Source organism: Mesobacillus sp., from assembly GCF_057785455.1.
Genome location: NZ_JBYNSB010000050.1, coordinates 95,918 through 109,538, shown reverse-complemented (window position 1 = coordinate 109,538; position 13,621 = coordinate 95,918). Strand labels below are relative to the sequence as shown.

At 42.7% G+C, this 13,621-nt stretch carries 16 protein-coding genes; 9 read left to right on the top strand and 7 right to left on the bottom strand.

Features of this window, described 5'->3' with window-relative positions; genetic code table 11:
* Window positions 1–224: 224 nt before the first annotated feature.
* Both AC3EBE_RS19555 and AC3EBE_RS19550 read right to left on the bottom strand, forming a co-directional pair.
* A complete protein-coding gene (locus tag AC3EBE_RS19555) occupies window positions 225–998 on the bottom strand; it encodes an SDR family NAD(P)-dependent oxidoreductase (RefSeq protein ID WP_488596709.1) in 774 nt (257 codons plus the stop codon).
* A gap of 246 nt (window positions 999–1,244) precedes the next feature.
* Window positions 1,245–1,376, bottom strand: coding sequence for a hypothetical protein (locus AC3EBE_RS19550; protein ID WP_488596708.1), 132 nt, complete (start codon window positions 1,374–1,376; stop codon window positions 1,245–1,247).
* 371 nt (window positions 1,377–1,747) lie between these two features.
* On the opposite strand from AC3EBE_RS19550, the gene AC3EBE_RS19545 reads away from it, so the two are divergent.
* From AC3EBE_RS19545 to AC3EBE_RS19535, 3 genes are read left to right on the top strand one after another with little or no spacing between them, the layout of a single operon-like run.
* The gene (locus AC3EBE_RS19545; RefSeq protein ID WP_488596707.1) at window positions 1,748–1,897 is read left to right on the top strand and encodes a cytochrome c oxidase subunit 2A; all 150 of its coding nucleotides are present in this window, start codon (window positions 1,748–1,750) and stop codon (window positions 1,895–1,897) included.
* 25 nt (window positions 1,898–1,922) lie between these two features.
* Window positions 1,923–2,399: a cytochrome c oxidase subunit II gene (locus AC3EBE_RS19540; RefSeq protein WP_488596706.1), complete on the top strand. Its 477-nt coding sequence runs from the start codon at window positions 1,923–1,925 to the stop codon at window positions 2,397–2,399.
* Complete coding sequence (locus AC3EBE_RS19535; RefSeq protein ID WP_488596705.1) at window positions 2,399–4,054, top strand: b(o/a)3-type cytochrome-c oxidase subunit 1; 1,656 nt, start codon at window positions 2,399–2,401, stop codon at window positions 4,052–4,054. The genes AC3EBE_RS19540 and AC3EBE_RS19535 overlap by 1 nt, the downstream gene beginning before the upstream one ends.
* A gap of 13 nt (window positions 4,055–4,067) precedes the next feature.
* Here AC3EBE_RS19535 and AC3EBE_RS19530 read toward each other — a convergent pair whose 3' ends face one another.
* From AC3EBE_RS19530 to AC3EBE_RS19520, 3 genes are all read right to left on the bottom strand, one after another.
* The gene (locus AC3EBE_RS19530) at window positions 4,068–4,976 is read right to left on the bottom strand and encodes a DMT family transporter (RefSeq protein ID WP_488596704.1); all 909 of its coding nucleotides are present in this window, start codon (window positions 4,974–4,976) and stop codon (window positions 4,068–4,070) included.
* Window positions 4,977–5,023: 47 nt separating this feature from the next.
* Window positions 5,024–6,532 carry a carboxypeptidase M32 gene (locus AC3EBE_RS19525; protein WP_488596703.1) on the bottom strand — a complete coding sequence of 503 codons (1,509 nt, stop codon included), beginning with the start codon at window positions 6,530–6,532 and terminating at the stop codon, window positions 5,024–5,026.
* Window positions 6,533–7,044: 512 nt separating this feature from the next.
* A complete protein-coding gene (locus AC3EBE_RS19520) occupies window positions 7,045–7,278 on the bottom strand; it encodes a DUF2249 domain-containing protein (RefSeq protein WP_488596702.1) in 234 nt (77 codons plus the stop codon).
* 269 nt (window positions 7,279–7,547) lie between these two features.
* Here AC3EBE_RS19520 and AC3EBE_RS19515 point away from each other — a divergent pair, with 269 nt between their 5' ends.
* On the top strand, window positions 7,548–7,697 hold the full coding sequence (locus tag AC3EBE_RS19515) for a hypothetical protein (protein WP_488596701.1): 150 nt from the start codon (window positions 7,548–7,550) through the stop codon (window positions 7,695–7,697).
* Between the two features lie 40 nt (window positions 7,698–7,737).
* Here the strand turns inward: AC3EBE_RS19515 and AC3EBE_RS19510 are convergent, their stop codons facing one another.
* Window positions 7,738–10,101, bottom strand: a complete 2,364-nt coding sequence (locus AC3EBE_RS19510) for a nitric-oxide reductase large subunit (protein WP_488596700.1) — start codon at window positions 10,099–10,101, stop codon at window positions 7,738–7,740.
* Between the two features lie 220 nt (window positions 10,102–10,321).
* Here AC3EBE_RS19510 and AC3EBE_RS19505 point away from each other — a divergent pair, with 220 nt between their 5' ends.
* The 5 genes from AC3EBE_RS19505 (at window position 10,322) to AC3EBE_RS19485 (ending at window position 13,129) form a co-directional block, all read left to right on the top strand.
* On the top strand, window positions 10,322–11,011 hold the full coding sequence (locus AC3EBE_RS19505; protein WP_488596699.1) for a Crp/Fnr family transcriptional regulator: 690 nt from the start codon (window positions 10,322–10,324) through the stop codon (window positions 11,009–11,011).
* Window positions 11,012–11,103: 92 nt separating this feature from the next.
* The gene (locus AC3EBE_RS19500; protein WP_488596698.1) at window positions 11,104–11,343 is read left to right on the top strand and encodes a DUF2249 domain-containing protein; all 240 of its coding nucleotides are present in this window, start codon (window positions 11,104–11,106) and stop codon (window positions 11,341–11,343) included.
* Window position 11,344: 1 nt separating this feature from the next.
* A complete protein-coding gene (locus AC3EBE_RS19495; protein WP_488596697.1) occupies window positions 11,345–11,560 on the top strand; it encodes a DUF2249 domain-containing protein in 216 nt (71 codons plus the stop codon).
* A 5-nt stretch (window positions 11,561–11,565) separates the two neighbouring features.
* Window positions 11,566–12,810, top strand: a complete 1,245-nt coding sequence (locus AC3EBE_RS19490) for a hypothetical protein (RefSeq protein ID WP_488596696.1) — start codon at window positions 11,566–11,568, stop codon at window positions 12,808–12,810.
* 13 nt (window positions 12,811–12,823) lie between these two features.
* Complete coding sequence (locus AC3EBE_RS19485; protein ID WP_488596695.1) at window positions 12,824–13,129, top strand: metal-sulfur cluster assembly factor; 306 nt, start codon at window positions 12,824–12,826, stop codon at window positions 13,127–13,129.
* Window positions 13,130–13,187: 58 nt separating this feature from the next.
* Here the strand turns inward: AC3EBE_RS19485 and AC3EBE_RS19480 are convergent, their stop codons facing one another.
* Window positions 13,188–13,355, bottom strand: coding sequence for a hypothetical protein (locus AC3EBE_RS19480; RefSeq protein WP_488596694.1), 168 nt, complete (start codon window positions 13,353–13,355; stop codon window positions 13,188–13,190).
* Window positions 13,356–13,621: the final 266 nt, after the last annotated feature.

The following is a 13,621-nucleotide window of genomic DNA, read 5'->3' as shown; positions in this document are numbered from 1 at the left end:
TTCCATTTACCCGAAGAGTATGCAAACAAACTAAAGCAAGGGAAATAATGCGGTGAAGATGTTTGTATTTGATCCTTTATACTTGTATTTTTGTTATTAGCTGAAAAAAAAAGACTTTCTCCATAAAGGGAGAAAGCCTAACGTTTTGAAGGAGTTGCTGTGCGATTTCATTATAACTCGCCACACCAGTCAGAACATTATAAAATCATTACCAGTTGACAGCATCAGAATCCGTGAATGGTCATGCCGCCATCGACGAACAAGGTTTGGCCAGTCACATAATTGCCTGCATCAGAGCTTAAGAAAACAGCTGGTCCCACTAGTTCCGGCAGCTCTCCGATTCTCTTCAAGGGGGTTACCGCCAATATATCATTCACATATGCTTCGTCCGATAACAGTTTTTCAGTAAGCGGTGTCTTAAAATACCATGGCCCGATGGCATTGACATTAATGCCATACTGGCCCCATTCCATTGCAAGAACCTTGGTCATTTGAATCATGGCGGCCTTAGTTGCTGCATAGACCACACCAGTCCTTAAAGCAACCTGTCCAGCAACCGATGCAATATTAATGATCTTTCCGCCAGTTCCCTGCTCCTTCATAAGCCTTCCTGCTTCCTGTGAAACCATGAAAGCCGATTTCAGATTGGTATCCATGATGGTCTGCCATTCCTCATCACTAACATCCAACGCCTTTGAGCGGATGTTCATACCAGCATTATTCACGATGATATCAAGTTTTCCCCACTGAGCATATACATCTGTCAAAGCTTTATGTACATCTTCCCTTTTAGTTACATCAGCAGGCAATACCAATGCTTCCCTGCCCATGTCCCTAATGATTGAGGCAGTTTCGTTTAAGTCTCCCTCTGTACGCGAAAGCAGCGCAACGTCTGCACCCGCTTCTGCAAGGCCAATTGCAAGCGCCCTGCCAATTCCACGTCCTGCACCGGTAACGGCTGCTTTTTTCCCTTCAAGCTGAAAAGATGGTAAAAACATAAATATCACCTTTCTCTTTATTAAATTGTATTTATTCTACCACAGTCTTCATTAGATGAGCGGATTTATAACCTGAAAGAATTTCGAAAGTGGATTGTACAGCATGTTATCCCTAATCCGCCCCGCAGAGAAATCAAAAGACTCAGTCTTCATACAATTGAAAAAGACTGCAGACAAGCCCGAGGTTCAACATCGAGTTTGTCTGCAGTCAGTCTGATTAAATCATATAGTGATGCCATTAAAGGATCATACATCCCTGTCATTCGATTGCTTTTGCACTTCAATCCAAATCTTCTTTTCCGCTGCACTTCCGCATTTTTTGCAGATCTTCGCTTCATCATAGAGCAGTCTGCAATGATCACAATAATACTTCTGCATATCCTTTCACTTCCTGAAAAAGCATTTTCTAATATTTTATTATTTGATTTTTAATTGGTGATTTCGTTTTATTACTTTTATTTAATAATTTGTCAACTCGTTTCATCACATATCATCTCTTCAGACCACTGTTTTGCTCATCTTTTCACATCATAGTTTTCACACATTATTCACAATTGACCAGGCCTTGATGTGACTTAAATCACTGTATTCACGCGTTTTCACCATTAACATAGTAAATACATCAGGTATGAACAATTTGTGAACTGCTCAAAACCATATTTACGTTTCCAAATTGTTTTGTATTATGAGAGTGTACTGATCAAATTAATTTATTTACTGATTTATCTATTCGAAGGGAGTGGACCGGGATGGCACAGCCTGGGATCGGAAAGAAAACGAACACAAAGGTAGAAGATCGATCTTCTCTAAAAGGAACACTTGCATCTGTTTTCTTGTTGGGGTTCTTTTTAATCATCACTTGGGTAGGCGTTTATTTCTTATTTGTAAATCGTTTCTAATAGAGAAAAAGGGGAGAAAAAAGCTATGCATATTCATAAGTTTGAAAAAATCTGGCTAATATTCGGGATCACGACCTTGCTCGTTTTCCTGTCGGTAATTGGCGTAAGCGCCTTTTACTTAGGCAATCAGCCACCAAGCTGCCTTGCAACAATCAATCCGGAAAAGGTTGATACAACCGCACCATTTGATAAGCCAGGCCTTAAGAAGGTTGAAGGCAAGGAATGGGATTATGAATTGGTCTTCGTTGCGTCTGCCTTTTCCTACAATCCTGGACAGGTCGAAGTTCCAAAGGGAGCAAAAGTGAAGGTAATCGCTACAACAAAAGATGTAATTCACGGTTTTGAGGTAGCTGGAACAAATATCAATATGATGCTTGAACCGGGCTTCATCAGTGAATATGTCACAACCTTTGATAAGGCCGGAAGCTTTCTGATCGTTTGTAATGAATACTGTGGTGTTGGTCACCATATGATGTCGTCTAAAATTGAGGTGGTAGAATAATGAGTACGAATATATTAAATACAAAAGTCGACCGCCGCGATGGGAAATTGGCGATGGCCCACTTTTATGTAGCATTCATCGCACTTGCAGTCGGAGGCCTTGCTGGCCTTTTGCAGACACTTGTACGCTCGGGTAAATTTGAACTTCCAGCAGGAATTGGCTATTATCAAATTCTTACCGTCCATGGTGTGGTTTTAGGTTTAGTACTGACTACATTCTTCATTATGGGGTTCCAGCTTGCTGCAGTCAGCAAGACGTCAGGTACACTTACAGACAAACAGCGTCTGACAGGCTGGATCGGCTTTTGGCTGATGACAATTGGCACTGTTATGGCAGCAGTGATGATTCTTCTGAATGAAGCATCTGTTCTTTATACTTTCTATGCCCCTTTACAGGCACATGCACTTTACTATGTTGGGCTCACACTTGTTATCGTGGGCAGCTGGATTGACGGTGCAGCTTTGATCATGGCTTATGCATCCTGGAGAAAACCAAACCCAGGAAAGCCGAGCCCACTGTTAACTTTCATGGCTATCGTTAACACTCTACTATGGATTGTCGCCACGATTGGTGTGGCAGCAACAGTCCTTTTCCAATTGCTTCCTTGGTCTCTGGGCCTGGTAGAGCGTGTCGATGTTTTAGTAAGCCGTACTTTGTTCTGGTATTTTGGGCACCCGCTTGTTTATTTCTGGTTATTGCCTGCTTACATGGCCTGGTACGCAATTGTACCAAAAATTATCGGCGGAAAAATTTTCTCGGATTCCCTGGCAAGGATGTCATTTATTTTGTTCCTGCTTTTCTCAATTCCGGTTGGTTTCCACCACCAGCTGATGGAACCTGGAATTGACCCAGCATGGAAATTCCTTCAGGTTATCCTGACTTTCCTTGTAATTATACCATCTTTAATGACTGCTTTCTCACTGTTCGCTACTTTTGAAATGTATGGACGTTCCAAAGGTGCTACCGGCTTATTCGGCTGGGTAAAAAAACTCCCTTGGGGTGATGCGCGATTTGCTGTTCCATTCATTGGAATGCTTGCTTTCATCCCTGCAGGTGCCGGCGGCGTAATTAACGCTTCCCACCAGCTGAACCAGGTAGTCCACAATACTATCTGGGTAACGGGTCACTTCCATTTGACACTTGCAACTTCTGTAGTCTTGACATTCTTTGGGATTTCTTACTGGCTGATCCCTCACCTTACAGGAAGAGTTCTTACAAAAGCGATGAATAAGCTGGCTATTATTCAGGGTGTGATTTGGGCAATCGGCATGACTTTCATGTCAGGTGGAATGCACGCAGCTGGCTTGCTTGGTGCACCTCGCCGTTCTTCTTTCTCGACTTACGGGGGAGCTGAACAGGCTGCAGAGTGGATTCCTTACCAGGTTGCACAGGCGGTGGGCGGTTCCATCCTGTTCCTGGGCATTATCCTGATGCTTTACATCTTCATCAACCTTGCGTTCTTTGCGCCAAAGGGTGATGAAGAATTCCCGGTAGGCGAGGTTGCAGATGCAGCCGAAAAAACGCCAATGGTTTTCGAGAACTGGAAGCTTTGGCTTGGCATCACTGTTCTTTTAATCCTTTTTGCCTACACAATACCATTCATTGATATGATTCAAAACGCACCAATCGGATCAAAAGGCTATAAGTTCTTCTAATAGGAAAAGCACTTCACTCGTACAGTGAAGTGCTTTTTTGTTTACCAGCCGTGAAAGAAATATTTACAGCTATGACCGAAATGATGATCAGTATTATTCCTGATAGCTGAAGCCCACCTAGCTGGTCTCCGTAGACGAATACCCCAAGTATTGTAGCCACAACAGGCTCCAGAGTCGCTACGACAGCAGCGGTGCTGCCTTCTGTCCTCTCAAGCCCCCATGAATAGGCAAAATACGCAAGTACGGTAGGGAATATCCCCAGCCCTACTGCATACAGCCAGGTATTTCCCTCCAATAAAATCGCAAATTTCCCAATAGTTCCGGTAGTTGGAAGAAGTGCTGCCGAAGCAACGATAAAAGTATACAGGGTTACAGTGAAGGGATGATATTTCCTTAAAGCGATCTTCCCAAAAATAGTATAGAGTGCATAACCCAATCCTGCCCCTAGTCCTATTAGGAAGCTGGCTGCTGAAATGGAGGTGCTCCCCTCCCCTGTAATACCGGCAGCCAATGTGCAGCCTATAACCGTCATAACGATTGCCACTAGCTTTTTTCGAGGAAGGCGCTCCTTCAGGAAAAGGAACGACAGGATGGCCACAAATGCTGGCGACGTATATAATAGTGCAACTGCAATCGGGATATTCATCAGGTCGATCGCGGTAAAATAACACCAATTAAAAAAAACGATGCTAAGGATACCAGTACCGATAAATAGTGGGAGATCCTTCAATGAGATTATGAGAATGTTTCGGTAGCCTATAAGGCCAATCAGTACAAGTAAAATACTCGCTGCTGCCACCCTGACAGCGACTATCTCCATGGAAGTAAATCCTGCAGCTGAAAGTCCTTTTACAAAGAAGCCTATCAGCCCCCACATCGCAGCAGCAAATGCAATCATGACATAAGGCAATTTCTTGTTCATATGTTCACCACACAGAAAAAATGGCAGACTTACTGCCATCTCTTTTATTATGCTAGATTATAAACTTTATTATATTTTTCATACAAATAATCGACTAAATACTGTGCGTTAAGCCCCTCGCCAGTTACATCTGTCAGTATTTCAAGCGGCTTTTTCATTTTGCCATGCTGATGGACCTTCTCTGTCATCCACTCTTTGACAGGCAGCAGGCTGCCTTCTTCAAGCAATGACTCGTAGTTCGGCAAATCTTTGAGCATTGCATTCTTGAATTGGGCTGCGTACATATAGCCAAGTGCGTAGGATGGGAAGTATCCGAAGCTGCCTCCAGCCCAATGTACATCCTGAAGGACACCTTCTGCATCATTTTCCGGCCTGATCCCCAGATATTGCTCATATTTGTCATTCCAGATTTGCGGCAGGTCCTTCACTTCAATTTCATCATTGAACAGTCCTTTTTCAATTTCATAACGAACCATGACATGAAGAGGATAGGTCAATTCATCCGCCTCGATCCGGATAAGACTTGGCTTTGATTCATTGATTGCACGGTAAAAATCATTTACGTCCACACCCGTGAACTGTCCGTCTGCATACTGCTGGAGCAGACTGTAATTATGTTTCCAGAAGGATTCATTGCGGCCAACAAAATTCTCATAAAACAATGACTGCGACTCATGGATTCCCATTGAGGTACCAGAGCTCATAGGTGTGCCAACCAGATCCTTCGAAATATTCTGCTCGTATAGTGCATGGCCGCCTTCGTGGATCGTTCCAAACACCGCTGTCCTGAAATCTGCTTCATCATATTTTGTTGTAACCCTGACATCCCCCGGATTCAAGCCCATTGCGAAAGGATGAACGGTTTCATCCAGGCGGCCTGCCTCGAAGTCATAGCCCATCTGTTTAAGGATTTCCAGGCTGAACGCACGCTGCTTATCTTTAGGGAAATGCTTGAAAAGGAAGTCTGTTTCAGGCTTAGCTTCTGAGTTTGAAATTCGCTGGACAAGCGGAACGATTTTTTCCCGCAGGTCACCAAAAACCTTATCAAGCACTTCAACTGTAACACCCGGCTCATACATATCGAGCAGTGTGTTGTATTTATTTCCTGCAAAGCCCCAATATTGAATGAATTTTTTTGTAGTCGCAACCAATTTTTCAAGATATGGCCTGAACATTTCAAAGTCAGACTTCTCTTTGGCTTCTTCCCAAACTGTTTCTGCCTTTGACTGCAGGATTACATATTCTCTGTATTCATCGGCAGGGATTTTCTTATTGCGATCATAATCTTTCCGGCATTCCTCGAGAGTCTTTTCCGTAACTGCCGAAAGGCCTTCCTCAGTTGATAGTTTTGCTATGTATGCTGCCATCTCTTCAGAGGTAGTCATATTGAATAATTCTGAAGAAAGCACCCCAATAACTTCTGAACGCTGCTCCGCGCCCTTCTTAGGTGCGCCGGTCCTTAAATCCCAATAAATCAAGGAAAGTGCCTCACCATATGCCGACATTTTCTTCACATAATCAAGGAATTGCTTTTCTGTCTGATTCACTTCACTCATTCATTTCACCCCATCTTTCTCTTTCTCCCCCCATCTTATCATACTTTTCTGATATTTTGGTTTTGGAAAAAATTTTTGCAGTTTTATATTCTTGCCCTTCCATCAGGCTATTTCCTGAACTTCTGGAAGAGATAAAAAAGAGAAAAACAACAGGCATGGCCTGTTGTTGGGCAGTTCATTAATATAGGCTCTTTTCTAATACTTTATTGTATTCTATATACTTTTAAAAGAGACTCCCATTTTCTAAAAGGTAACTAAATGTTTTTTAAAAAAAGTTTTGTAATAAAAGGCTGTTGATTTCCGTTCCAGGCGCTTCGCTTTCCTCGGGGCGTGCGGTGAGCCTCCTCGTCACTGCGCTCCTGCGGGGTCTCACCTGTCCCGCTTCATCCCGAAGGAGTCTGCGCACCTTCCACTACAATCAACAGGATCTTAATTAAACATTGGTAAAGGCTACAATCTTTGGAATACAGCCTTAATATAAGATTGGTTGAATGTTAACTGTACATTTACCTTTACTTTGTTTTGCCAATCGCCACACGCCAGGTTTCTGGCCCTTCTTCAAGATACTCCCAGGAGAATTCTTCAGGCCGCTCCATCATGAACTGGTATTGCAATGGTCTTGGATCATGGTCGTTGACGATCTGCATGAACTCTCCAGGCTTTAGCATATCGAAGTTTTGGAATATAGTTGGGTGCTTCTCGCGTGGCAGATAATCAGGTACATTGATAGTTACACTGAATGTCATTTTGCTCGCTCCTTTATAATTGAATTCCTTACACTGTCATTATAGAATTGCCAGTAAAGCTTTGAAGTGAGCGCGGTCACTGTTTGGCTATGATATTAGTGTTTCTCTTCTTGGGCATTTTACGGTTCTTTAATACCAGCTTTGTTGTCAAGGCATGAATAAAATCCCTTCCTTTCTATCCTTTCTGCTATTTCAATTGTTTCTCTTTGATTGATTTCAGGAGGAGATCCTCCATAGTCCCAAGAACTATATAAACAGGAGGGATTAATATGAAAGAGCTTGTAGGAAGCTGCCAGGAGTGCGGCAAAGACGTCTTTTGCATGGATGGTTTTCTTAATGGAGTCCACACAGATGATAAAAGGCTGTTGTGCTTTGATTGTGAGCATACTGAACGATCTGCAGCAGCTAAAAATGAGTAAAAAATCCGCAAAGCATGTGCTTTGCGGATTTTTAGGCTTTTTAATCTTCGTCAACAGCAAGGTCCTTAACAGGCAGAGGTTCTTCCTCTTTATGTGTCACCCTGCGAAGATTGAAGAGGGCCTTGATGCTGAACAGCGCCAATGCTGCAACTCCTATCAAGAAAATCGTATCTGGAATCGCTCTTAATGTCAGCAGCATTTGTACAGTATCCTGCTGAAGGAAAGCTGCCGAACGTGAAGCGGCATAACCATTGAAAAAGGCTTCTTTAATTTGGAGGTACCCTACTGGAAGCAAGGAAAGGAATACCATTCCTGCAAGTCCGACGTTCAGCATGATGACGATGAATTTAACCCATTTATCGCTCCATTTTTCCGGCTTGACGATGTTGCGCAAGGAGTAAATCAATACAGCTCCGGCAAACATCCCGTAAACCCCCATCATCGATGCGTGGCCATGAGTCGGAGTCAGGAACTGACCGTGCTCAAAGAAGCTGACTGCAGGAAGGTTGATCAGGAAGCCAAGCACGCCCGCGCCGACCAGGTTCCATATCGCCACAGATATCAAGAACCAGAATGTGCCTTTATATGGGAAATCCACTCCGCCATCACGCATCATTTTATACTGCTCGTATGCCTCTAATATCAGCAATGTAAGCGGAATGACTTCAAGTGCTGAGAATACTGCACCAAGACCAAGCCAGGCTTCTGATGAGCCGTTGTAGTAGTAATGGTGGCCAATACCGATGACTCCCGCCCCCATAAGGAGGATCAGCTGGAAGTACAATGCTCTGATAGTCGACTTCTTCGTAACCAGCTTCATTTGTACCATCAAGAAGCCGATAACCACTACCGCAAACACCTCGAAAATCCCTTCTACCCAGAGGTGGATAATCCACCAGCGCCAATAATCTGCGAATGTATAATGAGTTCCAGGGTTGATCATGAATGCAAAGAAATAAAACGCCGGAACAGCAATCGCTGAGTAGAATAATAAGTGGATCAGACCGCCCTTATCCGATTCACGTTTAAGTCCGCTCTTGATGCCGCGGAAGACAATGAATAACCAAATCAGCATTCCAGCTGCCAGGATGAACTGCCAAATGCGTCCTAATTCGAGGTATTCCCATCCCTGGTGTCCCAACAGGAACCAATTATTTCCTAAATAACCGTTCGCTCCAAGCCACTGGCCAATCATGCTGCCAGCAACAAGTACAACCAAGGCCCAGAAAAGAATATCTACCAGTTTGCCCTGATGCTTCGGTTCCCGTCCTCCAACTAGCGGAGCGACAAAGATGCCCATTCCAAGCCAGGCTGTCGCAATCCAGAAAATGGCCAGCTGTAAGTGGAAACCTTTTGTAATGTTGAATGGCAGGATATCATGGATCCACTTCATACCGAAAAAGCTGTCAGGTTCAATGTAATAGTGGGCAAGCAGCGCTCCAAACATGGATTGAACAAAGAATAATACCGATACAATCGCAAAATATTTTCCTGTTTTAATTTGAGATGATGTCAGCGGCAATTTCTTAAGCTCTATTTTTGGGAAATCGCCTTCAGTATAAGCTTCCTGCATGCCAAGATGATAACGATAGAAAACAAACAAGATTAAGCCTACGAACAGAACAAGGATAGTAACACTTGCACCGCTCCACCAAACAGCAGAGAATGACATCGTGTTGCCAGCATCTTCATAAAACGGCCAGTTATTCGTGTAGGTTATATTATCATCTGGCCTGTCTGTGCTTGAAAGCCATGCAGTCCAGAAAAAGAAATCGGAAATCTGTTCAATCTGGTCCCCTTTTGATACCCAGGCACGATCTCCATCAGGCATATGCTTCTCCTGGATCAAACCAGGTTTAAGCCCCCAATGGTCTCCCTCTGTAAAAATACGGTGGTAATACTCTCTTACCTTTTCATGTCCAAAGATTTGCGCATCAGTTAAAACTAATTTATCTGTATCTGGAACATAGCGGTTTTCACGCATTTCCTTTTTCACATTTTCCCGGATAATGGTTTGTTCATCAACGGTTAATTGCTTGAAATCCTTATTATATTTCTCCTGTGACCTGAAGTCCTGCATGCCCTCTGTATAAATCTTAAGAGCTTCTGCCGTGTAGTCGGGGCCCATATATGATCCATGGCCTAAAACTGTACCATAATCCATTAGACCATATTTTTGAAAGACAGCCTGGCCTCCGACAATACTATCCTTCGTTAGTATGACCTCTCCCTTCTCACTGGTAACTTCCAGCGGCCTCGGTGCCATCTCCTTGAAAATCCAATAGCCTCCTGTCAGGAGAACTGTGAAGCTAAGCAATAATGTAATGATAAGTACGGATTTCAGCAGTGAGTTTCGATTCTTTTTTACTGCTGTTTTTGTGGATGCCCTATGCTGGATTTCCATTCCATACATCCCCTTCCTGTTTGTTTGATTTACACCTTCAGTTTAAAAGGAAAAGGATTTTGAGTTTGTGAAGTACCTCATTTATTAGGTGTGATTTTTCACACAGGAATGAGAATTATTTTCAAAAAATCTTCAAAATATGATTCAGGTCACTTAGCGCCTGCTGCCAGCTTGCTACTATCTATAGTAGAAACTAAAAAATATTAGAGGAGAAGAAAAGATGAATATAGCTCAAATCAGACAGCAGTTAAAGGAAGTGCCCATTTTCAAGGAGCTATCAGCCGAGGAAATGGATCCGATTATCGCAATTGCCCAGCACCGTTTCTATAAAAATAAAATGTACGCATTCATGCAGGGTGATACCCTTGATCGGGTTTTCTTCATTCATTCTGGCAAAGTCAAAATATACAAAACTGATTCTTCAGGAAGAGAACAAATTGTTTCTGTGCTTGAAGCCGGTGAAATGTTCCCGCATGCAGGTTTTTTCCGGAAGGGCCAATATCCGGCTCATGCTGAAATGATGGAGGACAGCCAGCTGATCGTCGTCCCTATCTCCAAATTTGAAGAGATCCTGGTGGCCTACCCTGAATTATCCATTAAGCTTTTCAGAGTGCTTGGAGAAAAAATTGTGGATTTACAAGCGAGGCTGGAGGAACAAATCCTCCATAACACGTATGAACAAATCATCATGCTTCTATTAAGGCTATGCAAAACAAATGGAGAGAAACGGCCAAACGGATTCAAGCTGACCACCCATTTTACAAATAAGGAATTGGCTAACATGATCGGATCATCCCGTGAAACGGTGAGCAGAACCATCAACTTTCTTAAAAAGAAGGCTTGCTTGGAACTTGATGATGATGGCTGCTATCTCATCGATCATGAAAAGCTGCATCAGGAGTTATTTTAAAACTTTTATTTTGTGAAGTGATGCACATCACTCCATAATAAAGTGATATTCATTATCATAAATTTAAATTCAACCTGCGGGAGCTGATTTTTATGGATCATAAAATGATTGAATTGGATGTCAGGGCGGATATCCAAAACAAGCTAGAGCCCTTCCAGAAGATTATGGAAGCAATATCAGATTTAGATGTGAACGATACCCTCGTCTTGCATGCTCCCTTCAAGCCAGTACCTTTATATGGAGTGCTGAAGGCTAAGGGTTTCGAATATGAAGCTGAAAAAATCGAGGCAAAGCATTACAAAATCACTTTTACAAAAAAGGGAGGAAAATAGGATGCTGCTTGATAATCGAGGATTAGAACCGCCACAGCCCATGATGAGGACTCTCGCTGCTCTTGAAGAGCTAGAATCCGGCCAGACACTTGTGATCATAAATGACCGCAGGCCTATGTTCCTGTTCGAGCAGCTCGATGACCTCGGATATTTATACCTGACTGAGCAGCAGGAAGACGGAAGCTATAAAGTAACCATCTCCCGTAAAGCAAGGTGAACGCCATGTCAGCGCAAACAATGGGTAATGAAACAAATATAAAGCTTCCATTTTCATTCATAGCTTTTAGCATGGCGGCAATGATCTTGTCACAGGTGCTTCTGCTCGTACATGGCGATTTACTTGTTTCCGGCACCTACCGTATACCCGAAATCTGGTCAGCAGCCCATCTGTTCGTCCTGGGCTGGGCATTGATGGTTGCCATGGGTGCGATGTACCAGCTTGTTCCTGTCGCTTTCCTGACTCCAATTTGGAATGAAAGATTCGGATATTTTCAGTTTGCAGTTACAGCTATTGGCATTACCCTATTTGCCGGAGCATTGTACTACAGTCCTCAGGCAGCATTGTATCCGGGGATTTTAACCATTACAGGAGTTATTCTATTTTTAATCCAGATGTTCATGACGTTAAAAAACCAAGCCAAAGCGAATGTCCTCACACTTTTTGTCGGAGCAGCATTGGTTTCACTGCTTGCGACCATCACTTTGGGTATATTGCTCGTTTTAAGCATCCAAACAGGATTTGCTTCAGAACATTATCAGTTTATCTTTAAAACTCATATTGTCATGGGGACCACCGGCTGGTTCAGTTTATTGATTTTCGGTTTCTCCTATAAAATGGTGCCAATGTTCTCGCTTGCACATGGTTATTCCATGAAGGCAGCTCCATATATTTTTGGTATATATGCTGCTGGAATCATTACGTTAATCTCTTCATTCTTCTTTAACCATCATGGCTTAGAGATTACAGGTACACTTTTGCTTTTCAGCGGATTCACATTTTTCGCCTGGCATATATCCAAAATCATCAAAAAGCGTGTGAAAAAGAAACTGGATCGACCATTCATATTTGCCTTATCAGGAATTGGCTTCGGCACTGCCATCCACTTTTTTGCTTTCCTCAGCAGTGCCGCAAATGTGCTATTTAAAATGGCTGGCCCAATTCTTTTCTCATATTTAATTGCCTGGATTGCTTTCAGTATCATTGGCTACTTATATAAAATCGTGCCGTTCCTATGGTGGACACATAAATACAGTAATGAAATTGGAAAGCACAAGGTTCCAGCACTCAAGGAAATGATGGATGAAAAAGCAGCTATGCCGCTATTCATCATGTTCACCCTGGGGGCCATTTTCCTTTTCCTGGCAAACACAATAAACCTGGTGCCTGCTTTTTACCTTGGCCAGAGCCTAATGGTCATCTCATCAATTTTATTTAGTTTCACTACAGCCAGGGTAATAAGAAAATAAGGAGGAATTCATCATGTTGGATTTAAAAGCGAAAATTAGAGAAAACCTTAAAACGGTTTATGACCCAGAATTGAATATAAATGTAGTTGATCTCGGATTGATTTACAATATAGATGTTCCAGAGCCTCGCACTGCAAGAATTCTCATGACTTTGACCACTCCTGGCTGCCCATTGCATGACAGTATTGCAAGCGGAATTAAATATTGTGTTCAGGGAATGGAAGAAATCGATCAAGCAGATGTTCAATTAACCTGGGAGCCTTCTTGGACACCGGATTTGATGACAGATGAAGGCAAACGGCTGCTTCAAGGGTTCTAATCACCACTTCAAATATGTAAAAAAAGAAACGCTTTGATCACAAGCGTTTCTTTGCACTTTATTTTGGGTTTGAAAGGCCAAATGACAATGCCTGACGGAAATTATTTTCTGCTTCCTGTAGTTCAGTCAGCTGCAAATCATCTGTCTGCATTTCATTCCTTAAGGCTTCTGTGCATGAAGACAGTGCTCTGGATATCCTTTGAAAATCAATAAATGAGTAATTCATTGCCATCCCTCCAATCGTGCGCATGATAGATGTAGTTTATTCCTTGAAGGTTTCTATTATTCCGGCAGACAAACTGCTAGTTAAAGAATTTGCAGATCTTATGAGTCAAGTGCACGGCTGGTGAGTACATCTTTAATTTCATCTGGCGGTATCGAAGTGAATCAAAGGAAGCTGGGCAATTCTTGGAGTGGCATTGATTAATAATTAAATTAGCCAGGATGGCTTAAGGAGAAAGGTAATAGGGATTGCTAACCAAATGCAACCTT

What these genes read in the sequence shown, in the direction of transcription:
- AC3EBE_RS19555 (WP_488596709.1), bottom strand. Translation starts at nt 998, where the DNA reads ATGTTTTTACCATCTTTTCAGCTTGAAGGGAAAAAAGCAGCCGTTACC.
- AC3EBE_RS19550 (WP_488596708.1), bottom strand. Translation starts at nt 1,376, where the DNA reads ATGCAGAAGTATTATTGTGATCATTGCAGACTGCTCTATGATGAAGCG.
- AC3EBE_RS19545 (WP_488596707.1), top strand. Translation starts at nt 1,748, where the DNA reads ATGGCACAGCCTGGGATCGGAAAGAAAACGAACACAAAGGTAGAAGAT.
- AC3EBE_RS19540 (WP_488596706.1), top strand. Translation starts at nt 1,923, where the DNA reads ATGCATATTCATAAGTTTGAAAAAATCTGGCTAATATTCGGGATCACG.
- AC3EBE_RS19535 (WP_488596705.1), top strand. Translation starts at nt 2,399, where the DNA reads ATGAGTACGAATATATTAAATACAAAAGTCGACCGCCGCGATGGGAAA.
- AC3EBE_RS19530 (WP_488596704.1), bottom strand. Translation starts at nt 4,976, where the DNA reads ATGAACAAGAAATTGCCTTATGTCATGATTGCATTTGCTGCTGCGATG.
- AC3EBE_RS19525 (WP_488596703.1), bottom strand. Translation starts at nt 6,532, where the DNA reads ATGAGTGAAGTGAATCAGACAGAAAAGCAATTCCTTGATTATGTGAAG.
- AC3EBE_RS19520 (WP_488596702.1), bottom strand. Translation starts at nt 7,278, where the DNA reads ATGACATTCAGTGTAACTATCAATGTACCTGATTATCTGCCACGCGAG.
- AC3EBE_RS19515 (WP_488596701.1), top strand. Translation starts at nt 7,548, where the DNA reads ATGAAAGAGCTTGTAGGAAGCTGCCAGGAGTGCGGCAAAGACGTCTTT.
- AC3EBE_RS19510 (WP_488596700.1), bottom strand. Translation starts at nt 10,101, where the DNA reads ATGGAAATCCAGCATAGGGCATCCACAAAAACAGCAGTAAAAAAGAAT.
- AC3EBE_RS19505 (WP_488596699.1), top strand. Translation starts at nt 10,322, where the DNA reads ATGAATATAGCTCAAATCAGACAGCAGTTAAAGGAAGTGCCCATTTTC.
- AC3EBE_RS19500 (WP_488596698.1), top strand. Translation starts at nt 11,104, where the DNA reads ATGGATCATAAAATGATTGAATTGGATGTCAGGGCGGATATCCAAAAC.
- AC3EBE_RS19495 (WP_488596697.1), top strand. Translation starts at nt 11,345, where the DNA reads ATGCTGCTTGATAATCGAGGATTAGAACCGCCACAGCCCATGATGAGG.
- AC3EBE_RS19490 (WP_488596696.1), top strand. Translation starts at nt 11,566, where the DNA reads ATGTCAGCGCAAACAATGGGTAATGAAACAAATATAAAGCTTCCATTT.
- AC3EBE_RS19485 (WP_488596695.1), top strand. Translation starts at nt 12,824, where the DNA reads ATGTTGGATTTAAAAGCGAAAATTAGAGAAAACCTTAAAACGGTTTAT.
- AC3EBE_RS19480 (WP_488596694.1), bottom strand. Translation starts at nt 13,355, where the DNA reads ATGAATTACTCATTTATTGATTTTCAAAGGATATCCAGAGCACTGTCT.